Source organism: Xanthomonas dyei (assembly GCF_002939865.1).
Classification (GTDB): domain Bacteria; phylum Pseudomonadota; class Gammaproteobacteria; order Xanthomonadales; family Xanthomonadaceae; genus Xanthomonas; species Xanthomonas dyei.
Map to the genome: position 1 here is coordinate 554532 of NZ_MDEE01000001.1, position 21568 is coordinate 576099.

At 62.3% G+C, this 21568-nt stretch carries 18 protein-coding genes and 1 other RNA gene; 6 read left to right on the plus strand and 13 right to left on the minus strand.

Annotation, left to right across the window (positions count from 1 at the left end):
• Window positions 1-196 precede the first annotated feature (196 nt).
• The 3 genes from XdyCFBP7245_RS02410 to XdyCFBP7245_RS02420 all read right to left on the minus strand — a co-directional run bounded on the left by XdyCFBP7245_RS02410 (window position 197) and on the right by XdyCFBP7245_RS02420 (window position 3053).
• Window positions 197-502, minus strand: a complete 306-nt coding sequence (locus XdyCFBP7245_RS02410) for a UBP-type zinc finger domain-containing protein (protein WP_104614196.1) — start codon at window positions 500-502, stop codon at window positions 197-199.
• Window positions 499-2208: an FAD-dependent oxidoreductase gene (locus XdyCFBP7245_RS02415; protein WP_104614197.1), complete on the minus strand. Its 1710-nt coding sequence runs from the start codon at window positions 2206-2208 to the stop codon at window positions 499-501. Before XdyCFBP7245_RS02415 ends, XdyCFBP7245_RS02410 begins: the two co-directional genes overlap by 4 nt.
• 215 nt (window positions 2209-2423) lie before the next feature.
• Window positions 2424-3053, minus strand: coding sequence for an alpha-ketoglutarate-dependent dioxygenase AlkB (locus tag XdyCFBP7245_RS02420; RefSeq protein ID WP_104614258.1), 630 nt, complete (start codon window positions 3051-3053; stop codon window positions 2424-2426).
• Window positions 3054-3436: 383 nt separating this feature from the next.
• Between XdyCFBP7245_RS02420 and XdyCFBP7245_RS02425 the strand changes: the two genes are divergently transcribed.
• Window positions 3437-5797 (plus strand): GH92 family glycosyl hydrolase, encoded by a 2361-nt coding sequence (locus XdyCFBP7245_RS02425; protein WP_104614198.1) that lies wholly within the window; start codon window positions 3437-3439, stop codon window positions 5795-5797.
• Here the strand turns inward: XdyCFBP7245_RS02425 and XdyCFBP7245_RS02430 are convergent.
• Complete coding sequence (locus XdyCFBP7245_RS02430) at window positions 5791-6507, minus strand: DUF429 domain-containing protein (protein WP_244907744.1); 717 nt, start codon at window positions 6505-6507, stop codon at window positions 5791-5793. The genes XdyCFBP7245_RS02425 and XdyCFBP7245_RS02430 overlap by 7 nt on opposite strands.
• A 184-nt stretch (window positions 6508-6691) precedes the next feature.
• Here XdyCFBP7245_RS02430 and XdyCFBP7245_RS02435 point away from each other — a divergent pair, with 184 nt between their 5' ends.
• Window positions 6692-7594 (plus strand): SDR family oxidoreductase, encoded by a 903-nt coding sequence (locus XdyCFBP7245_RS02435; RefSeq protein ID WP_104614200.1) that lies wholly within the window; start codon window positions 6692-6694, stop codon window positions 7592-7594.
• Between the two features lie 267 nt (window positions 7595-7861).
• Here the strand turns inward: XdyCFBP7245_RS02435 and XdyCFBP7245_RS02440 are convergent, their stop codons facing one another.
• From XdyCFBP7245_RS02440 to XdyCFBP7245_RS02450, 3 genes are all read right to left on the minus strand, one after another.
• Window positions 7862-9349 (minus strand): glycoside hydrolase family 30 protein, encoded by a 1488-nt coding sequence (locus XdyCFBP7245_RS02440; protein ID WP_244907745.1) that lies wholly within the window; start codon window positions 9347-9349, stop codon window positions 7862-7864.
• Window positions 9350-9694: 345 nt separating this feature from the next.
• Window positions 9695-10570 carry an NAD(P)H-hydrate dehydratase gene (locus XdyCFBP7245_RS02445; RefSeq protein ID WP_104614202.1) on the minus strand — a complete coding sequence of 292 codons (876 nt, stop codon included), beginning with the start codon at window positions 10568-10570 and terminating at the stop codon, window positions 9695-9697.
• A 1-nt stretch (window position 10571) separates the two neighbouring features.
• Window positions 10572-11351 carry a histidine phosphatase family protein gene (locus XdyCFBP7245_RS02450; protein ID WP_104614203.1) on the minus strand — a complete coding sequence of 260 codons (780 nt, stop codon included), beginning with the start codon at window positions 11349-11351 and terminating at the stop codon, window positions 10572-10574.
• Window positions 11352-11530: 179 nt separating this feature from the next.
• Here XdyCFBP7245_RS02450 and XdyCFBP7245_RS02455 point away from each other — a divergent pair, with 179 nt between their 5' ends.
• The gene (locus tag XdyCFBP7245_RS02455; RefSeq protein ID WP_104614204.1) at window positions 11531-12160 is read left to right on the plus strand and encodes a TetR/AcrR family transcriptional regulator; all 630 of its coding nucleotides are present in this window, start codon (window positions 11531-11533) and stop codon (window positions 12158-12160) included.
• A 69-nt stretch (window positions 12161-12229) separates the two neighbouring features.
• On the opposite strand, the gene xopAV (XdyCFBP7245_RS02460) is transcribed toward XdyCFBP7245_RS02455, so the two are convergent.
• Window positions 12230-12979: a type III secretion system effector XopAV gene (gene xopAV, locus XdyCFBP7245_RS02460; RefSeq protein ID WP_104614205.1), complete on the minus strand. Its 750-nt coding sequence runs from the start codon at window positions 12977-12979 to the stop codon at window positions 12230-12232.
• Window positions 12980-13077: 98 nt separating this feature from the next.
• Here xopAV (XdyCFBP7245_RS02460) and XdyCFBP7245_RS02465 point away from each other — a divergent pair.
• A non-coding RNA gene (locus tag XdyCFBP7245_RS02465) (sX9 sRNA) lies at window positions 13078-13154 on the plus strand.
• Between the two features lie 80 nt (window positions 13155-13234).
• Here the strand turns inward: XdyCFBP7245_RS02465 and xopAV (XdyCFBP7245_RS02470) are convergent.
• Window positions 13235-13999 (minus strand): type III secretion system effector XopAV, encoded by a 765-nt coding sequence (gene xopAV, locus XdyCFBP7245_RS02470; RefSeq protein ID WP_104614206.1) that lies wholly within the window; start codon window positions 13997-13999, stop codon window positions 13235-13237.
• A gap of 554 nt (window positions 14000-14553) precedes the next feature.
• Between xopAV (XdyCFBP7245_RS02470) and xopQ the strand changes: the two genes are divergently transcribed.
• Window positions 14554-15798, plus strand: coding sequence for a type III secretion system effector XopQ (gene xopQ / locus XdyCFBP7245_RS02475; protein WP_244907752.1), 1245 nt, complete (start codon window positions 14554-14556; stop codon window positions 15796-15798).
• 114 nt (window positions 15799-15912) lie between these two features.
• On the opposite strand, the gene XdyCFBP7245_RS02480 is transcribed toward xopQ, so the two are convergent.
• Window positions 15913-16119 (minus strand): hypothetical protein, encoded by a 207-nt coding sequence (locus tag XdyCFBP7245_RS02480; protein ID WP_104614208.1) that lies wholly within the window; start codon window positions 16117-16119, stop codon window positions 15913-15915.
• Window positions 16120-16325: 206 nt separating this feature from the next.
• On the opposite strand from XdyCFBP7245_RS02480, the gene xopG reads away from it, so the two are divergent.
• On the plus strand, window positions 16326-17006 hold the full coding sequence (gene xopG, locus XdyCFBP7245_RS02485; RefSeq protein WP_104614259.1) for a XopG/HopH/AvrPtoH family type III secretion system effector: 681 nt from the start codon (window positions 16326-16328) through the stop codon (window positions 17004-17006).
• Window positions 17007-17606: 600 nt separating this feature from the next.
• Here the strand turns inward: xopG and XdyCFBP7245_RS02490 are convergent.
• From XdyCFBP7245_RS02490 to XdyCFBP7245_RS02500, 3 genes are all read right to left on the minus strand, one after another.
• The gene (locus XdyCFBP7245_RS02490) at window positions 17607-17876 is read right to left on the minus strand and encodes a hypothetical protein (protein ID WP_104614209.1); all 270 of its coding nucleotides are present in this window, start codon (window positions 17874-17876) and stop codon (window positions 17607-17609) included.
• A complete protein-coding gene (locus XdyCFBP7245_RS02495; RefSeq protein ID WP_104614210.1) occupies window positions 17873-18169 on the minus strand; it encodes an XAC0095 family protein in 297 nt (98 codons plus the stop codon). The genes XdyCFBP7245_RS02490 and XdyCFBP7245_RS02495 overlap by 4 nt, the downstream gene beginning before the upstream one ends.
• A gap of 304 nt (window positions 18170-18473) precedes the next feature.
• Window positions 18474-21557, minus strand: a complete 3084-nt coding sequence (locus tag XdyCFBP7245_RS02500) for a type I restriction endonuclease subunit R (protein ID WP_104614211.1) — start codon at window positions 21555-21557, stop codon at window positions 18474-18476.
• Window positions 21558-21568 lie beyond the last annotated feature (11 nt).

A 21568-nucleotide genomic window follows, 5' to 3' on the forward strand; every position in this document is an offset into this window, starting at 1 on the left:
GTGCGTGCAGGCGTGCGCATGAGTGAAACGAAACAGAACGCTCATCACCCCGCCTCATCAACGATCAGCCACACACCACCCAAACACATAAGACGTCAGCAGCACAAAAACCGCTCCAACGATTCCCCACTCCCGATTCCCGATTCCCAGCGGCGCGCCAGCCAACCATCAGCACCCCACCAACCCAACGCGCCGCTCACACATACCGCGGAATCGGTCCCAGCTGCGGCGTCTGATCCGGCAACTCCACTTCCACCTTGTCCACATAGCACCAGCCCCAGCCTTCGGGCGGGTCGTAGCCTTCGATGATGGGGTGGCCGGTGGTGTGGTAATGCGCGGTGGCATGGCGATGCGGGGAATCGTCGCAACAGCCCACGTGGCCGCAGATGCGGCACAGGCGCAGATGCACCCAGGGGCTGCCGATGGCAAGACAGTCTTCGCAGCCACGCGCACTGGGCGTGACGTCTTCGATCTGCGCGGTGTGGGTGCAGTGGTGGCTCATGCGGTGGTCGACTCCTGATTGGCGCTGGCAAGTTCGGAGGCCGGCACCGGGTTGGCCTGATGGGCGAGGTATTGATGGATCTGCGCAACCACGGCGGCACCCTCGCCCACGGCGGCCGCCACGCGCTTGACCGAGCCGGCACGCACATCGCCGATGGCGAACACGCCGGGGCGATTGGTTTCCAGCGGCAGACACGCCGGCACGCCATCGCCGCGCGCGGTGCCGGTAATGACGAAGCCGCGCGCATCGGTGTCCACGCATTGCTGCACCCAGGCGGTATTGGGATCGGCGCCGACAAACAAAAATAGGTGCCGCAACTCCACCCGCGTGGTTGTACCGTCGCCGCGCGTCCGCAGCACGGCGGCCTGCAGGCCGCGATCGTGGTCGCCTTCCAGCGCGGTCACTTCGGTGCCGGTATGCAGCTGCACGTTGGGCAACGCGGCAATGCGCTCGATCAGGTATTGCGACATCGAGGCTTCCAGCCCGGTGCCGCGAATGATCAGGTACAGTTCCTTGACGCGCGGCGCCAGAAACGCCACCGCCTGCCCTGCAGAATTGCCGCCGCCCACCAGCGCCACCACGCCGCCCTCGCACAGGCGCGCTTCCACCGGCGAGGCCCAGTACGACACGCCGTGGCCTTCGAAGCGGTCCAGCCCTTCGATCTGCGGGCGTCGATAGCGCGCGCCAGAGGCGATCACCACGGTGCTGGCCAGCAGCTGCTTGCCATCGGCCAGATCCAGACGCAGCGCGCCATCGTCGCGGCTGCACTCCAGCGTTGCCGCCTCGATCGGGATGGCCAGCTCCGCACCGAATTTCAGTGCCTGGTTGTAGGCGCGGCCGGCCAGCGCCTGCCCCGAAATCCCGGTCGGAAAGCCCAGATAATTTTCGATGCGTGCCGATGCGCCGGCCTGCCCGCCGATGGCGCGCTGGTCCATCACCAGCACCGACAAACCTTCGGACGCGGCGTAGACCGCCGTCGCCAGACCCGCAGGGCCGGCGCCCACAATCGCCACGTCGTAGCGCTTGTCCGGGTCGATGTCCGGCGTCATGCCCAGGCAATGCGCGGCTTCGGCATCGCTGGGCTGGCGCAGCACGCGGCCGCTGGGGCACACCATCACCGGCAGATCGTGCTCCTGGATGCCCAGCCGCTCGACCAGTGCGCGGCCCTCGGCATCGGACACATCCATCACCGTGTTGGGATAGCCATTACGGGTCAAGAACCCCTGCAACCGGGTCAGGTGCGGGTCGTCCGGCGCGCCGATCAAGACCGACCCCGACGCATCGCCTTCGATCAGGCCGACGCGGCGCAGGATCAACGCACGCATCACCACTTCGCCCACTTCGGCCGAGCTGATCATCAGCGCGCGCAGATGCGCGGTGTCGAAGGGCAGCGCCAGGCAGCCGTCGGTCCCGGCACGTCCGGCCGCCAGCGACGCGCGCCCGGCCAGCTGACTCACCTCACCGGTGAACTGGCCGGGCGTGTGCCGGGTGATCGGCTTTTCGTTGCCCAGCCCGTCGCGGCGCACCACCTCAATGGCGCCTTCCAGCACCACCCACACCGGTGCATGCGCATCGCCGACTTCGAACACGATCTCGCCGGCGTCGAACCGCTGCGCCGGCCCGCTGGCGAAGCGCCGCGTGATCGCCAACTGGCCCACGTCCAGCTCGGGAAACATCTGATGGTGACGGGTAGCGTCCACAGGCATGGATCGGCAGCATTTGAGGGGGGAGTGCATGCAAGCATGGCCAGTGGTGACGGCAATGGCAATCACCCGAAATAGGCAATGTCAGGCATGACAGACAAGACAGAGTGGCAAGCGCGCGCGAGCGCGGGCAGCTGCGAGAAATACGCGTGTTTGCCGTCCTGCACCCGCCAGCACTCAGCCGAGCGCCACCGGGCGTACAACCGCACGCGCACGCATCAGCGCTGCGCCGGCTGCCAGTGCGGGCCGTGCTGCCCTGCCGCCATGCGCTCGGCCGGGCGCACGCGAAACACCACGCTCATCCGCTCGCCCACGGCCCGGCTGGTCTTGGGAATGCCATGCGTATACGTGAGCTGCGAGGCATGGCTCATCGCCAACAGGCTGCCCGACGCCAATTCCATGCTGATGGCGCGGCTGCGGCCATCGTTCGCACGCAGATGCATGCGCCTTGCAGCCCCCAGCGACAGCAGCGCAATGGGATGCGGCGCAAGCAGCGTGTGTAGCGCGTCGTGATGCATCGCCACGCTGTCGCGCCCATCGCGGTACAGATTCAACCCCGCCGCGTTATACGGGGCGGGTAACACCGCTTGCACGATCTCCAGCAGGCGCTGCAGCGGCAGCCCGGGCGGCACTGCGGCATCCAACCGATAGGAGGCCAGCAAGCGCGGCACCGCCACCACGCGGTCGTACATCTCACGCCGCTGGCTGTGCCAGTCGGCGCGTTCGCGCAGGGCCGCGAAGCACTCCAGCGCCAGTGCAGGCGTCAGCAGCTGCGGCCAATAGCGCACGCCGCCTTCGGCATCGTCCAGCACCTGCAAGGGCGCGACGGGGGTGTCGAACAAATCCATCTGCGCCATATGCGGGCGACTGCCCAGGATTTCAGCTGCGCGCTGTCGTTGCGCAGTGCGCCAACCCGACCAGTTCAGTTTCATGCTGCGATCAGCGATAGCGGCATTGCGACGTCGTTGAATGGCAGATGGCGATTGACGCAGACGCACACGTTGAAGCATCGCAACGCATAGCCGTCTACGAGGGAGCCGCACGCCGCGCGTCCACTGACCACGGCATGGCTGCTGCATCCCTGCTTGCATGCTCGCTTGGCGACGCATCGCCACCCCATCTACACCTGGCGACCCCAACAACGATCAATCCTTCGTACACGGCGTGACGCCTGTGGCAGGCAACGTCGCTGTGCTACGGTCCGGCGCTGCATCCGCCGGAGACGTTTCGCATGCCGCATCGATCGGTCGCATCCTCACCTCTGCGTTGGCTGGTGCTGCTTGCCGGCCTTGCTGTCACTGCCGGCAGCGCAGCGCCACGCGCGGCCGAGTCTGCCTTCAACGCGGTGGACCCGTTCATCGGCACCGGCGGCGAAGGACACACCTATCCCGGTGCCACGGTGCCGTTCGGCATGGTGCAGTTGAGCCCGGATACGCAGATCAAACCGCGCAAGGAGGCCTACGGCTGGGCTGCGGGGTATCGGCATAGCGACAGCACCATCGTCGGGTTTTCGCACACGCATTTTTCCGGCTCCGGGCATTCGGATCTGGGCGACATCCTGCTGATGCCGCAAGTTGGCGAGGTCAAGCTGGAGCGTGGCGATGCCAGCCAACCCGGCAGCGGCTATACCGCGCAGTTCGACCATGCCAGCGAGCAGGCGCAACCCGGCTATTACGCAGTGACGCTGAAAGACCGCGCTATCCGTGCCGAACTCACCGCCAGCGCACGCGTGGGCGTACATCGCTATACCTTCCCCAAAGGCAAGCCGGCACATGTACTGGTGGACCTGCGCACCAGCCTGTACGACTACCCCGGCAAGGTGCAGTGGTCGCGGCTGCGCGTGCGCAGCGATGGCACCGTCACCGGCTTCCGCGAAACACGCGGCTGGGCGCCGGGCCGGCAGCTGTATTTCGCCATGCGTTTTTCGCGCCCACTCACCGCCACACAGTTGCACGACACCGAGCAGGACATCCCATACAAGGGCTTCCCGCCGCCGGGCGACAGGCACCCCGCGCAACGCGCGCAGATCGAAGGCCGGCAACTGGTCGGCGTCTTCGATGTCGCCAACGACGGCACACCGCTGGTGGTCACCGTGGCGCTGTCGCCGGTCAGCGAAGACGGCGCCATCGCCAATCTGCAGACCGAAGTGCCCGACTTCGATTTCAACCGCGTCCGCGCCGATGCCCGCACACAATGGACCCAGGCGCTGTCGGCGATCGATGCGCAAGGCACGCCGCAGCAGCGCAGCCAGCTTTACACCGCGCTGTATCACACCCTGCTCGGGCCCACGCTGTTCATGGACAGCGATGGCCAGTACCGCGGGCCAGACAACGCCGTGCATCAGGCCAACGGCTGGACCAACTATTCCACCTTTTCGCTGTGGGACACCTACCGCGCACTGCACCCGCTGCTCACCCTGGTGCAGCCAGCGCAACGCAGCAGCGACGTGGTCAATTCCCTGCTCGCGTCGCGCCGCGAAAGTGCCTACGGCATCCTTCCCGTTTGGGCATTCCACGGCCTGGAAACCTGGTGCATGATCGGCTACCACGCGGTGCCGGTGATTGCCGATGCCTACATGAAAGGCATCGGCGGCTTCGATGCCAACGAAGCGCTCGATGCCATGGTCGCCAGCGCCAACTACGGCCCCTACGACGGCATCGCGCAATACCGCGAGCTGGGTTACGTGCCCATCGACGAAGAAGGCGAAGCCGCATCGAAGACACTGGAATACGCCTTCGACGACTGGACCATCGCGCGCATGGCCGGTGCGCTCGGCAAGCGGGAGATTGCAGCCGAGTTCACCAAACGCGCCGGCAACTGGAAGCATGCCTTCGACCCGGCCACCGGCTACCTGCGGGCCCGCACCCGCGCCGGCGCATTCCGCGAACCGTTCGATCCCTCGGCCAGCGGCTACGGCAGCGACTATACCGAAGGCAATGCGTGGCAATACTCCTGGTACGTGCCGCAGGATGTCGCCGGGCTCGCCACCGCGCATGGCGGCGAAAACACGCTACTCACGCGGCTGGACGCGGTGTTCGACGCCAGGGTCGACCCCAAGGTGTTCGAGCATATGGAAGACATCACTGGCCTGATCGGCTGGTACGCACACGGCAACGAACCCAGCCACCACGTCGCCTATCTGTACGCCTACGCGGGCCAGCCGTGGCGCACGCAGGCACGCCTGACCCAGATCATGGACAGCCAATACCACGCCGGCCCCGAAGGCCTGGCCGGCAACGACGACCTCGGCCAGATGTCGGCCTGGTACGTGTTCACCGCACTGGGGTTTTACCCGGTCGCACCGGGCAGCAACCAATACATCATCGGCCGCCCGTTCCTGCCGCGCGCCACGCTCAACCTGCCCAACGGAAAGCATTTCAGCATCATCGCAGATGGCGTGAGCAAAGCGCGCCCGTATATCGGCAGCGTCTCGCTCAACGGCACGCCTTTGACTCGCGCCTACCTGACCCATCAGGAGATTCAGGCCGGCGGCGAACTGCGCGTGCGCATGCAGGAAACACCGAACACACAATGGGCTACCGACCCGGCGCAGCGGCCGTATTCGATGTCGGCGCCGGCGTCGGCTCAGTAATAGATGCCCATTCGCACCCCGCAGGCATCGCGCTCCACCACCGCTGGCAGACTGCCGGCAGCTCCTGCAGCAATGCGCTGCGCGCTCCAGTGGGCCGCCAGGGCATCGAGGACATCGTCTGGCTGTGCGCATGCGCGCGGCACGCGCTCCAGCAGCGACGCAACGCGCGCCGCGCCATAGTGATCGCCTAACAAGGTGCGCCGTTGTCGGTGTCCTTCGCCGCTTTTCTTGGGTGCCGCCAGGCCTTGCCCGCCGGCAAGCGCTGCGAACGACACTTCCGGATGCACCTCGAATACATGCTCCGCCCATGCGGTGTCTGCACGCAACGCGCTGTCCCAATCGCGAATCTTGGACAGCAATGCAAACGACTGCACACCAAAGCCGCGTTGCTTTTCATGATCCAGCACGCGATGCAACGCCGATGCTTCTGCCTGTGTTTCAGCCTGCAAGATGCCGCGCAACGGCGCGGCAAAGATGCTGCACGCACGGCGCCCGCCGACAAAGCGGCGCGCCTGTACATCTGCCGCACGCGGCGCATGCTCACTCAAGCCCAACGGAATATCGACGCCCAGCACATCCACGTTGCGCAACGCCGCCGCCAGCTCGGTCACCGTTGCGTAATAAGCAAATTTAAGCGCATCGCCCGCCTCCCAGACCGTAATCCAGCCGCTGCATGCGCCATCCACGCCAGCACAGTGATGTCGTTTCACGTCCCCATCCTCATTAAATGGACTGCATCGGGTGACCGTCATGTAACGCAACAGCGCCCGTCACGCGTTCACATGACGCACAACATTTATTCACCCGTGCGCATCATCGCCGTTCCCACACTGGCTTGCATCGGCACGCTGTCTCAATGCGCGCCGCGCTATCCCCCAATGCAGGAGACCGTGCATGTCCAGCGCGAAAAACCAGTACGCAATGCAGAACCCGCTCACCCAATTCCCGCAACCGAAGTTTCCGGAGCAGACCCAGCAGGCGCCGGGCACCATCCATGCGCTAGAACCCAAGGCTGACCACGGCGAACAAACGTACAAGGGCTTCGGCCGACTGGTCGGCCGCAAGGCGCTGATCACCGGCGCAGACTCCGGCATCGGCCGTGCCACCGCCATTGCGTATGCGCGCGAAGGTGCGGACATCGCGCTCAATTATTTGCCGGAAGAAGAACAGGACGCCGCCGAGGTCGTCGCACTGATCGAGGCCGAAGGCCGCAAGGCGATCAGCATCCCCGGCGATCTCAAGGACGAAGTCTTCTGCAACCAGTTGGTCGAGCGCGCGGTCAAGGAACTGGGCGGTCTCGATCTGCTGGTCAACATCGCCGGCAAGCAGACTGCCATCAAGGAGATCGCCGACATCACCACCGAACAGTTCGACGCGACCTACAAGACCAACGTCTACGCGATGTTCTGGCTGTGCAAGGCCGCCATTCCGCATCTGCCGCCGGGCGCGTCGATTATCAATAAAGGCTCGATCCAGTCGTATCAGCCCTCGCCCACCCTGCTCGACTATGCCTCTACCAAGGCGGCCATCGTCAATTTCACCAAGGGTCTGGCGCAACAGGTTGCCGAGAAGGGCATCCGCGTCAACGCTGTTGCACCTGGCCCGGTGTGGACCCCGCTGCAACCCAGCGGTGGCCAGCCACCGGAGAAGATCCCCGAGTTTGGCTCGGAAACCCCGCTCAAGCGGGCCGGCCAACCCGTCGAGATGGCACCGCTCTACGTCATCCTGGCCTCGCAGGAATCCAGTTACGTCACTGGCGAAGTGTTCGGTGCCACCGGTGGTCTGCTGCTGTCCTGACTACCACAACACGCGTTTCCAGCACGACGCCACCACAACCTTACCGATCGCGGCATGCGCAGCGATCGGTAAGCGTTTCTTCGGTGGCGTGTTGGTACTGGCGATAGCATCGACTGGCGGGGCATCAGCAAGACTGAGATCCAGGGTAGTTCGACCCGTTACTCGACGATCGCTTCGACGCCACACCCCTTTTCCCGCTGGGAGAAGGGGCGCGAAGGGCGGATAAAGGGACGCAATCGCCACCAACACTCCGAGCACCATCCACGCTTACCGCGTCATCACCACCGTCTGGATCGCATGCGCCGGAATCTCCAACGCACTGGATGCCTCGCCCACATACAGGTTGTAGCGAACCGCCACGTCGCTGGCGTTCATCACCACCGTCGCCAATGACCCATCGCGGTTCGCAAATGCAGTCGTCATCAGATTGCTACGGCTACTGGCCGCACTTACCCGCCGCGCCCCGGGGCGGATGAACTTGGAAAAATGGCCGATATACCAATAGCTCGGCGTATAAGTCACCTCACCCGTGCGCGTGTCGGCATGCACCGGGGCAAAACAGTAATTGCCCACATGATTGGGCCCACCGTTCTGGTCGAGCAGGATGTTCCAGTCGGTCCAACCCACCGCGCCATGATTGAGGTCGTTGATGATGGCGGTCCCATAACGCTCGCCATTGGGCCAATACTGCAACTTCGCGGGGTCGAACTTTTCCACCGCCGCTTCGGTGAGCAGCAGATGCTTGTCCGGGTATGCCTGCGCCACTGCTGCCACGTTCTCCACCATCGGTTCGAATCCGGCCCAGGTTTCGTACCAATGAAAGCCCATGCCCCACGCGTATTTGGCCGCGTCCGGGTCGTCAAAGATCACATGCGCGCGGTGCACCATCATGTCGCGGTTGTGGTCCCACACGATGATCTTGCGGTCGCCATAGCCGGCGCTGGCCATGGTCGGGCCGAGGTGGTTCTTCAAGAAGTCGCGCTCTTCTTCTGCCGAAAAGAGCATCGACTCCCAGGTCTGTACCGCCATCGGCTCGTTCTGCAGGCTGATGCCCCAGATCGGGATGCCGGCCTTTTCGTAGGCGGCGATAAACCGCGTGTAGTAGCTGGCCCAGGCCTGCGCATACTCCGGCAACAGCTTGCCGCCCTTGAGCATATTGTTGCTGTCTTCCATGAAGGCCGGCGCGCTCCACGGGCTGGCAAACGTGGTGAGCGTGCCGCCGGCCGCAGCGATGGCCTGGCGCAGCATCGGAATGCGGTATTTCGCATCGTGCTTGACCGAAAAACTCTTCAGCGCTGCATCGCCGTCCTTGATGTAGGTGTAGCTGCCGCTGCTGAAATCCGAGCTGTGGATGGTGGTGCGCGCCAAGGTATAGCCGATCCCCTTTTGTGGGTCGTAGTACGCGGTGAGCAGCGCGCGTTGCGCCCGCTTGGGCAGCTTGGCAAAGGTCTCCGCGCTGGCGTCGGTAATCGCCCCACCGATGCCCAGCAGCTCCTGAAACTGGCGCTGCGGATTGACGAAGATGGAGTTCTCTTTTTCGGTCAACGCATGCCCTGCCACCGGTGCGGCCGCAGCGCTGCGTACCAGTTGCGCGGGTGCGCCTTGCGCACTGGTGTACACGATCAACGTGCCCGACGCGGTAGCGCGCGCGCTCGATGTGTCCTGTGGCGTCTGCGCGCCGGCCAGGCCAAACGCACCCAGCATGCTGGCCGTTCCCATCACTCCCATCGACCACGCCATCGTTCGCTTCACCATGCACCCTCCCAGGTTGTTCACGACGCAGCCTAACCGAGCAACGCGCTGCAACATCGCAGCGCAAACGGGCGCAACCATGCATCCCTTCTCCAGCCGCACCGTCGTCCCATCGGGAGAAGGTGGCCCGAAGGGCAGGATGAGGGTACGTCTGCACGGACTAGATCAACACAGCAATAGAAATGCCGACCAAGGCAACACGTCCTGACAACCAGCCATCGTAAGCACCCCGCTCCGTGCCCCGGCCTGCATCTTGCGACGCGAGCACTCCCGGACAAGCGCGCCAGCGCCTCGTAAGCGTTGCCTTCTCGCGCCACCGGGTGAAGGGTTTACATCACCGGTAGCCGTCTAGCGCGCAGTCCGCGCCAATCGATCCAAAATCCCAGGCACTTCCAACCCAAGCTCCCGCGCCAAAAATCCCACCGTGCCAATCCGCCTGGCCAACTGCTTGCCCGCAGCGGCATGCACAAACACACCCCACAACGCCGCCGTCAATGCATCGCTGCCACGCGCGGCAAACCCGGCAATCAACCCGGCCAAGGTATCGCCCGAACCGGACGTCCCAAGGCCAGGCACGCCGCCACGGTGCACCCACAGCGCACCATCGGGCCCGGCAATGACACTGTCGGCACCCTTGACGATCACCACGCTGCGCGTCTTCTTTGCAAACGCCAACGCGTAGTCGCCGGGCGCCGCTTCCACCGCCGTCTTGTCGTCGCCGGCCAGCGTGGCCATCTCGCCGGCATGCGGCGTCAGTACCAACGGTCGGCCCATCGGCGCGCGCAAGCGTGGCGACAACGCGCCCGCATCCAGCACCAGTGTGCACACCGCCTGCGCAATCGCGCGTTCGACCAACGCCGCAGTGGTATTGGTCGACGCCATGCCCGGCCCGATTACCGCCGCGTCGCAGGACGCCATGGCCGCATCGAGCGTACGGTGCCCGCGCACAATCTCGCCTTGCGCGTTCTGCCCCAACCCGAGTACCAGGGCTTCCGGCACCGCCAACGCCATCCCCGGTGCAACGCTCTCCGCGGTGGCAATCTGCAGTTTGCCCGCACCCGCACGCAATGCCGCCTCGCCGGCCAACAACGCGGCGCCTGGCACACGCATCGATCCGCCCACAATCAGCACGCGCCCACGCTGCTCCTTGTCGCCACCGGGCAACGGCAGCGGCATCGCGCGCAATGCTGCGGCAGTGAGCGTGCGCACGCGTGCCGCAGCCATGTCAGCGCGCTCCTGCCGGCCGATCGGACTCGGTGGTCACCGGCTCCTGTGCAAGCTCCGGCGACACGAACTTGGTGCGCACCAGCTCCAGCGATTGCCCATCGGCCGCGGCAACGTATTCGGTCACCCCGCAATTGGGCACATCGCCCTCGCGGTCGATGCCCAGAATGGTGGCTTCGTCCATCCGCTCGATCAGATAGCGGAAGCAATTGACGATCACCTGATGCCCCACGATCAACACGCGCGCGCCCACATGATTCCGCTGCAAATCGCCCACGATGCTGCGCAGGCGAAAGATCACATCGCACCAACTTTCGCCACCGGGCGGGCGGAAGTAGAACTTTCCCACCAGATTACGTTGCTCAAATAGCGCGGGAAATGCATCTCGAATGCCGGACGTGGTGTAACGGTCGAGAACGCCGAATTCTTTTTCGCGCAGCCGCTCGTCCACGCTCACTGCCGCAGCGGGCTGGCCCAGCGCCCTGGCCACCGCCGCAGCGGTCTGCCTTGCACGCACATAGGTCGAACTCAGGATCAAGGTCGGCCGTTCGTGCTCTGGCAAGCCTGCCATCCACGCACCCAAGGCGTCCGCCTGGCGCTCGCCCAGCGGCGAAAGCGGAATATCCGCATCCCGATGCTCCAGCTCGATCAGCGCCGCTCCCTTGGCCTCGGCCACATCGCGCGCCACATTGCCTGCGCTCTGCCCATGCCGCACCACCCACAACCGCGCCGGCCACTGCGCCGACACCCCTGCAACCGCACTGTTCTCACTCACACGCATCTCCTGCAACGAGCCCCATATGTTGCACGGCGGCCGTGAAAAAACGGTCGATCAGCGCATCTGCACGAACTGCAACACAGCGCACGCAGCACCCATGACCAATGGCCTATAGCCCAGCGAACGCAACGGATGGGTAACGCAACGCCGCTATACTGCAGCCCCCCGCCGACTTGCTCCCCATGTCCAACGTTCTGCTGCTACGCACGGCGAAAGAGCGCGAAGAACTGCTGCTGGAAGAGGTGCTGGATGCCACCGAACAGTGCATCGACGAGATCGGCCTCAACGCCACCAGCTTCGAACTGATCGCCGAACGCGCCAAGGTCTCTTGCGGCAGCCTGCTGCAACGTTTCGAAGACAAGGACGCGCTGGTGCGCGCACTGCTGGAGCGCAACTACATGCGCGCCATCCGCCAGATGTGGCTGGTGGAACGCCCGGCCAACGTGCACGTGGTGGATTTCATCGCCGGCCTGCTCGAAGAATGGCTGCTGCAGGAAATCAACATCAAGCGCACCCGCATCGACCTGGAGCTGCACCTGGCCACCCTGCGCGACCCGGTGCTGGCCGCCTTCATGCGCCGCCAGAGCGCATCGCTGATCGAACACCTCAGCGCCCTGCTCAAACGCCTGCTGCGCGGCCACGCCGACCCCGCCAGCAGCGAACAGGAATTCCAGGCGCGCGTCTTCGCCGTCGCCGCCATGTGCGGCGGCCTGCACAGCGTGATGACCAGCGGCATGGAACTCAACCGCATGCATTTGCAGCTGATCCTGCGCGAGAGTTTGTCTGGCATCTTGAAGTCGGCGCCGGTGTAGCTTGGAAAGCCCGGCAGGTCATGCATAACCCAGCGTGTTACTCCAAGCAGCAAGGCATGGCGTCGGCTTTTAACTGCCGGACGGTACCGACGGTTCTGCAGACGCGCGCGCTCTTGCGGCAACGAGCAACTGCCTGACCAACGCGCAGGCATCGTCGCCAGCTCCGCTGGCGGCGCGCCAGAGTTCTGGGGGCAATCGTGCACGGTCTGCAGTTGTCAGGTTCTGAAGATCTGCCGCCAGCGCAGCCCGCTCTTCCTCACTCATCTCCCCTCCGGGGCCGGCCGACTCCCCATCGTTCACCAGGGCGATGGCCCGATCCAGACATGCTTCGGTGACGCCCAACGCCTTGGCCCTGTCGCCCTTGCTGACGCTCGCCTGCGGATGCGCTTGCAGGTAGCGCTTCGCGAGATATTGCACTGCAGACAGCGTGCCCATCAGGACGGTGTAAGCCAGGGCTGGCGCAAGCGTGACCCCCGCATTCTTTTTCCAGGACAGATCTCCCTTTGCATACTCATATGCCGCCACAGCAGGCGCATGCACCGCGTCCACAACCGCAGATTCGGTAGCCCCTGCCACCGCAGAAGCGGCAAACCGTGCTGCGTGCAACCCGGTGTTTGCAATATGCACACCCACCGGCACCTGCGGAGCCTTCAGCCGCGCTGCACGCACCGGCGCGCGCGGCAGGTCGTTCTGCAATTGGACGTTGGCCTGTGGGTCGCCCCGTTGCAACGGGCGCCCCACATCGCGCGGGGCCTGCACCTCCTGTCGATCGCGTTTGGGCGCGACAAGCGCCGCAGAAGGCATGGGTATACGGACCATGTATCGCCTCTTCTAACAAATTCAACAAATCGACCAAGAGCAGCTAACAAGACGACTGTGCGCACCGCCAGGAGGCCGCGGCCGGCGCTCGGTGCGGCATGCACCACGCGTGTACTCCGGTTCACAGCGCGCCGTCCAGACGCAACTGAAATCTGCTCACCGGGTTCTGTCAGCCGCTGCAGGTGGGCGTCGTGATGCATTGCGCATGATCGACACTGGCATGATCTGGCGGCACCCAAGAGCAGATGACACGACTCAACCAGCGGTCGATGCAGAGGCCTCCGCAGATGCGCGGCGGCGCGCAACCTCAAGTAAATTGCTGACCAGTTTATAGGCATCGTCGCCGACCCCATTGGCGGCACCCCAGAGGTCAGACGGCAATCGAGAACGGTCCTCCGTTACCAAGTTCTTGAGATCCATGGCAAGCGCATTCCGCTCCCCTTCATTCATGTCGGGGCCTGGCGTATCTGCATCAAGCCGGCTCACCATTTCGATGGCAGCATACAAACATGTTTCAGTCATCCCAAGCTCGTTCGCTCTAACCGCAATTGGGACGCTTGCCTGTTCTTGTGCTTGGGCTTGGGCTTGCAGATACCAGGCTGCCAAGTACTCAACCGCATACAGCCCGATCATCGGAGGATAGAAGGACAGCGCTGTTGAAACCGATACATTCGCATAGTTTTTCAACCACGCATCATCTGTTGCGTAACCATACGCCGCCACGAAAGGTGCCGGCAATGCGCCCACGCTGAACACCGCGGCAGGCACCGATGCCACCATCCTGCCGAAATGTGCAACCTTCATCCCGAAATCCGCAATCTGGACACCGAGCGGCCTGCGCGGCCCCCTGAGCCGCGCGGCACGCATTGGCGGCCGTGGCGCCAACTGTTGCGCCAATTGCGTGTTGGCGTGTGGGTCGCCCTGGTGCGAGGAAGAGCCCACGTCGTGCTCGGTAGGCCCAGCGGTTTCTTCTTGCCTTGCCCTTCTATGGGTCGCCACGGTCAGGTTCACTGGACGCATGATTCATGCCTCTACATCGATTGACCAGGTGATCACTGTGCTACCCGAATGCGATGTGATGCAGCAGAAAACCGAAAGATCGCAGCGCTGGGCGAAACGTTTAAACCTCCATCTTGTAGACGACCCAAACAATCGCTTTACTGGCTAAGCGATTGCGATTGTCTGCAACCACTCGCTTGGCAGGAGCAACTGACAAAGGCACAAATAGTCATCGTCAAGCGGACGGAGGGTATGGACAGCGTGCAAGCTCCAGTTCGGCGATCGCGCTATTACCAAACTGACTCACGCTTCCGCATCAAAGCAGTGCAACAGAAAATTTCCGCTTCGTTTCGTTTTAACGTCCTTCGCCGATCGATTTGCCAGGCAATGCAATCAGATAATAATTGTATGGTCATTGCTGGGCATCGACACGAAGACAGTAAATGGACTCCATCAGGCATCAACGCACGCCCCATATGCATGTAACCGCGCAGGACGTTCACCAGGACGACGGTAAGCGCACCGTCACTGCGTCAACTGATCATCCTTTCCCAAGCTGCGAGCCCCGCGACGGAATGCTGCAGGCGTTACCGCGAAAAAGCCAAGCTCACGCGCGCGCCATCAAACGTTCACTCAGTGCACCCCCACTGACGGCAACACAGCGACGCATGCTCGCCGAACTCGGTGCCGAAGGCGGCACATGCCTCACGCCCGACGAAGCGGCCGTGCTGCGGGAGCTCAGCTTCCACACACCGGCGACACCGTGCGACACGGTGTTATTTACCGACCCCAACAAGGATCCCGATGACGTGGTCACCTATGTCATTGGAAAGCAATTGCAGACCGCCGGGTTTGTGCGCGTTACCGGTGTTGCGGTGACGCTGGGCGATGCAGACGTGCGCGAAGAACGTGCACGACTCGCCAAGGGCGTGTTCAACCGCCTGCAATTACCCGACGTGCGTGTGGCACGTGGTCAGGATTACCCCATAGGTGCCAAGCAAGCCAAGGACCATGCCAAGTTCCTGCAGGAAGGCCGCCATTTACGCGCTGAACCGGGCGACCTTTGCAGCAGCAGCCTACAGCTCATGCACGACCAACTGATGCAGGCATCGAAGGGACTGAGCATGGTGGTGATTGCAGGCATGACCGACGCCAATGCGCTGGTCGATGCGCATCCGGCGCTTGCGAGCGAGCGTATCAAGACCATCACCATCATGGGCGGTGTCGACCCGGCCAAGGACGCAGACGGCTATGTGCAGCCGGACGCGCGCGCCTACAACAATGCGACAGACCTGCACGCGGCCCGTGGTCTTTATCGCAAAGCACAGCAACTGCGCATTCCATTGCGCATCGTCACCAAGGAAGCCGCCTACAAGACAGCGGTGTCGCCGTCGTTCTATGAGGGCCTGGCGAGGAGTGGTCATTCCGTGGGCACATACCTCAAAGACGTGCAGAAAAATGCATTGAACGGCTTGTGGGACGGGATCCAGGCAGGGCTGCTTCCCGGCCTTGATGAGGCGTGGTTCTTTCGCACGTTCACCGCAGACGCCCTGCCGCAGGCGAATCGCTTGCAAAGTTGCGCAAGACAAGCCATTGCGTTCGACCAAGTATGGCCGAGGGTCACCAAACTCAACTTGTACGACCCTTTGACACTACTGGCGGCGGTTCCCGGCGCGGCGAACATGTTGTTCACGTCAAGGCAGATACAGACCGATGCATTCAGCTTCGTGGAGCAGGTGGGCGAACAGGAAGTCAGGCATCCAGAAAAGGCGAAGCTGTTGATGTCTGCTTTGGCAAAAGTGGCGCTTTCTTCAAAATGAAGAGTAAATCCGCCTTAGAGGTAACGCAATTATCTAACTAAATAGCGCGGAAGGGTACATTTAAAAAATACCCCGTCCCTCCCCGGGGGCTTACACCGGGGCAAGCTCAACCGATCACGCAAAGTCGGCTGCGAACTGCATCTGATCGTCGATCGCAACGGTTTCATCGAACGCCTCGACGGCAGCTAAGGGCGCGATGTGCTGGACACGCATATTTTCCGCGCACTCAGTGCAAACCGAGCATTGGCGGCCGACTACAATTAAAAGATACGAGACAGCAGCAAAGGCGGGCTGATGCCCGCCGATGTCCACGATGAACATCAACCGCAGACCTCAGATTTTTTCTGGCACTGGATTGAGAGGATTCGGCATCGCCAGCCTGAAGTGGATCCTATATAAATTCACTAAACCATTGGTTATTGCCCCACTTCGCACCAGCTTATGATTTTTCGCAATTAATCGGTGGCAACGCACCGGCAAAGCTATAGTACGAGCCATATCCAATTCACATGGAAACTATATACATCATGCCAATCAAAACCAACTACACCGGAATTTACTCACAAAGCATGTCTAATACGCAGCGCGACCAAGAACGGTTTAATGCGGAATTGAATGTGCATCTCGACCATCTCAACTCTCGTCCCACTGGAAACCAGTTGCTGAACGAGCTACAGCAACTAAGTCAAATAAGAAGACACAAAGCTACTATTCATGAGATCGCGCCCAACCAAAAGCCATGTGCAGAACCGGTTCTCTCACGGCACCAATTAGACGCTCACCCTGAGCTCACCAGATTCAAAGATATTCGCGAGAAAGCCGGCCTTTTATATGCTCTCAAGAAGCCAGAAGAGGGAAAAAACGAGGGGTCAAGTGTTGTTATTTCATGGAGCCCCCATCAGACAAGCATTGAGTTGGACGAAGATGGAGACCCAACCGACAGGACGACCTCCAGTCCCATTGACAAAGTCTCGGTGCTCGCACACGAATTGGTGCATGCAAGGCATATAATGGCTGGGACGTGGAAGGGTTCATATGAAGATGAACGCAACCCAGACACTCCCACCGGAAAGGAAGAGTTGCGTGCTGTTGGCTTAGGAAAATACAAATATTCTGAGTCAGGCGAACCATCGGAAAACTCTATTCGGGCCGAGCACGGTTTACCAAAACGGGTTAGTTACCATTACAGTGGCTATAGAAGCGAGTGAATCAAACGACGACATGACGTTGTGCCCACGCGATTTTGACGAGAGCGCATTGCCTGCTATCGGCTGCGGCGAAATATAAGAATTTGCCACGTCATTGACTATTTTTAGCCGTTAGTGGATCTCTTGTATCCCAAAGCGCAAGACCTTTGGCTGCATTCATCCCTGGCTGAAGCTCAGTCCTCACCTTGACAGCCGGCTCTGGCAGATCTGTGCGGTGCGAGCCAACGGTTGAATGCCAACGGACAAGCCCCCAGACACGGGAGCCGATGCTCGGGCAACCTGTTGAAGCGGGGCCGCTCCAACCTGGGACGCACGAGTAAGCTCATCGGCCGACGGCATGGCCGCGAGGGCATCCAGCGAGTACGGTCCGGAAGCGTGCTCCAGATCTCCCCATGCCACGTTAGCGATCGTGGGGCTGCCTTCACCGGCCGGTACAAGGCGAGGTGAGTTTCGGGCTGTCGGCGCGCCGTTCGCTGACCATCTCGTCTGCAGCGCTGCAGCTGGCGGCGGGGCTTTGGCACGTCGCTGCCAAACCACCGGACGAAGACGCACCATATAGCAGCCGTAACGGGCGCGCAGGCGCAAGGCCACAGCGGCCCATCAAAGCCGCTGAAGCTCCAACTGGACCAGGATGTTGCACATGGCACCCGCCGCATCAAAAATCGCGCTGCCCAGCACGGGTAAGGTGCGGCGGTCCAGCCGATCGGTGTTGCCGGCAGCGATCACATCGCCATGGGCGGCGATAGTCGGCAACAACTGATCCAGCGCATCTACTTGCTTCACGGTGACGCCGAAGGCAAGCGCATCACACGGCTTGTCATCCCCTGCCCGCCGTCGCGCGCCGGCCGATGCCATCACTGGCCGGCTCATGCAGCCTTCCCGGCGTCAGCGCGCTCACTCTCAGAGGCGCCGGGCTCCAGGCGCGCGGGCCACTGCACCTGTGCCAGTGCCTGCGTTACCTGCGCGGCCATCAACTCCAGGCAGACCGCCAACTCGTCCATACAGATGGCCGGCTGCCGCGCCTGCTCTTCGGCCCTTGAGCGTGGCTGCGCCAGGCGCGCCAAAAAACGCATGTGGTCGCGCAGCTGCTGCAAGCGGTACTGCGCGCCTTCTGGCAGGTAGTAGCCCGGGTGTGACTGCACATCGCGTACAACGTCCGACATGGCCTGCTCCTCATTCCATGGAATCCGCCCGCCCGCCGCAAGGCGACGGACGGGAAGTCGGGAGGCTCGAAACCGCAAACAGTCGGCGGGCTTATTCCCCTTGCGGGTGTTGTATTCACCGCCCTCCCGACGCAGAGCAGCACGTCGGTTGCATCTGCAGAAAACATGCAGACACAAAAAACCCACCGGTTTGTCGGAGGTGGGTACCGCTGTTTGCGGAGTTTCGAGGCTCCGTGAGGTGATCGTGCTACTGGTTGGGTGGCGCGTCAAGATGCTTGAGCAAGTCTGCTCCCCCCAGCAGGCCCTATGAAGTAGCGCCATCACCAGGCGAGGACCCGCGCGATTTCTCAAAAATTTCGAAAGCCAGATGCTCACTGGCTGCAGAACGAAACTCACGATCGGTCATGATCCTTGAGAAAATCTCTTCGTTGCCCTCCATTCGCTCAATGAAAAGCTCATCAAGCACCCTTCCCAGGTACGCAGTGAAGTCGGAGAGGTTGTTTGCCTTTGCCGCTTCCCTGATCTGCTCACTGGCTTCGGCCGACACTTTGATCTGATCGAAGAACAGCTGATCTGCCTCGTTGAAGTCAGTACCGAATCGGGTATTCAGCTTTTCCACCAAACTCGACAGGGAAACTTCTTCATCAGCCACACGGGACGTGCCGACATCGGTAGGCCCCTTCAGTGAATACACCTCGCCTTGAGCTAGATCAATGGAGCCATCGGTGAGCTGCTGCATACGGTAGTAGCGCAGGCTCACCTCATCATCCAGCACGAACGCCTTGCCATCGTCGGCCGGCGGTAGCTTGGTCATGAGGTTGCGCACGAATGTATAGAGCTTTTCTAGATCGCTGTCCTGATAAGGCACGATCTGCGACAGGAAGGCATACAGGTTGCGATAAGCCGTCAGCTGCCCGCGAAATTCGTCCTGCTTCTCCTCTAACTGCGTCTTGAAGCGCTGCACGACCGCATCAAGCACTGCATTCATTTGCTTGTGGTCGCTACCGGAATGCTCGCGCTTCGGGCGGTACCAGGCTTGGGCGAAGGCATCCACGTCAGCCGGAGTAAAGATCGCCGGCGCCAGCAGCTTGTGTTGGAGTTCGGACAGCTTCTCCGGCCCGGCATTCTCGCCAATCGGCGTGCTCTCGTAGTACGGCTTGAACGCCTTGTGGATCTCCTCTTCCTTGTTCACAAAATCCAGCACCAGGGTGCGCTTTTTGCCTGGGGCCATGCGGTTGAGCCGCGACAATGTTTGCACCGCTTGCACGCCAGCCAGCTTTTTGACCACATACATGGTCTGCAGCAACGGCTGGTCGAAGCCGGTCTGGTATTTCTCGGCCACCAGCAGCACGCGGTAGTCGTCGCGCTCGAAGGCTTCCGGCAGTTCGCTTTCTGCCAGCCCGTCATTCATGGCCACTTCGGTGTAGCTCGCACCTGGATCCTCCGGGTCTTCCACCGTGCCAGAAAACGCCACCAGCGAGCGAATGCCGTCGTAGCGGTTGCCCTTGATGTAACGGTCGAAGGCCAGCTTGTACTTCACGGCCGCCAGCCGCGAGCCCGTGACCACCATCGCCTTGGCGCGGCCGCCCAGTTCGTGCATCACGTGCAGACGGAAGTGCTCCACGATCACCGACACCACTTGCTCGATATTGACCGGGTGCAGCTCCATGTACCGGGTCAGCGCCTTGGCGGCCTGCTTGCGCGATACCTCCGGGTCGTTCTCCACCTGCTTGATCAAGCCAAAGAAGCGCTTGTACGTGGTGTAGTTAGCCAGCACGTCCATGATGAAGCCTTCCTCGATAGCCTGGCGCATGCTGTATTCGTGGAACGGTGACTCGCCCGACGGCCCCGGCGTGTCGAACAACACCTTGGTCTTGAACTTGGGCGTGGCAGTGAATGCGAAGAAGCTGAGGTTGGGCTGGCGGGCACGCTTCTGTGCCTCACGCAAGATCGCCGCGCGGGTGGCCTCATCAAGCTCGTCATCCTCTTCGTCCGACAGCTGCGCGGCCACCGCCGCTTCAATGCCGTCGCGGTTGAGCATGCCGCGCAGGGTCATGGCCGTTTCGCCGCTCTGCGAGGAATGCGCCTCGTCCACGATCACCGCAAAGCGCTTGCCGGCCGTATCAAGCTTGACGTCCTCACCATCGGCTTCCAGCCGCGCCAGCGCACGGGCGATGAAGGGGAACTTCTGGATGGTGCTGATGATGATCGGCGTGCCGCCAGACAAGGCACGCGCCAACTGCCGGGTGTCCTCGTCGATCTTCTCCACCACGCCGGTCTTGTGCTCGAACTGGTAGATCGTGTTCTGCAGCTGCTGGTCCAGCACGCGGCGGTCAGTCACCACCACCACCGAATGGAACACCTTTTCCTCATGGGCGTCGTGCAGGCTGGCCAGCCGATGCGCCAGCCAGGCAATGGAATTGGACTTGCCCGACCCGGCCGAGTGCTGCACCAGGTAGTTGTGGCCTGAGCCATGCGCACGCGCGTGGCCCACCAGCCGACGCACCGCATCGAGCTGGTGATAGCGCGGGAAGATCATCGTCTCCTTGCGCACCGTGCGCACGCCTTTGTCGGTGGTGATCTGGCGTTCCTTGATTTCTAAGTGCATGAAGCGCTGCAGGATGTCCAGTAGGCTATCTGCGTTCAGCACTTCATCCCACAGGTAATGGGTTTTCCAGTTGCCTGGCACGGGTGGGTTGCCCGCACCATGCACATGACCACGATTGAAAGGCAGAAACACGGTCTCGCGCCCTTTGAGCCGGGTCGCCATCCAGGCCTCGTCCGGGTCCACGGCAAAATGCACCAGCGCGCGGTGCTTGAAGGCGAACAGCCTGTCGCGCTCATCGCGGTCGTGCTGGTACTGGTGAATGGCCTCGCCTGCACGCTGCCCGGTCAATGGATTTTTCAGTTCCACCGTGACCACCGGCAGGCCGTTGACTGCCAGGGTGACGTCGATGATGCAACGCCTTGGCTTACCGTCCGGCCGCTTGAGCACCGAAGTAAACGCCACCTGCCGCGTGATGGTCAGGCGGTTGTGCGCATACTTTGCTGCGGCCTCGGGATTCATGCCGGAATTGGGACGGAAGTACGCCAAGCGCAACGTCTTGCCATAGCACTTGAAGCCATGGCGCAGCACGTGCAGCGCGCCCTTGATCTCCAGCTCCTTGGTCAGCGCCTCCAGTACGGTCGCCTGGGTCCGCGCACCCAGCAGCGTTTCAAGCTGCTGCCAACGCGTGGGCTGGCTGTCCTTGATGAAACCGGTCACATCCGCCGGAAACAGCGCCAGAGTTTCGTCGTAGTCAGCGGGCTGGCGCTTCTGGTAACCGCCCGATGCGAGCAAACCGACCTCGATGGCGGTTTCAAATGCGTGTTCGGAATGGCCGGACATGCGGGGAATCC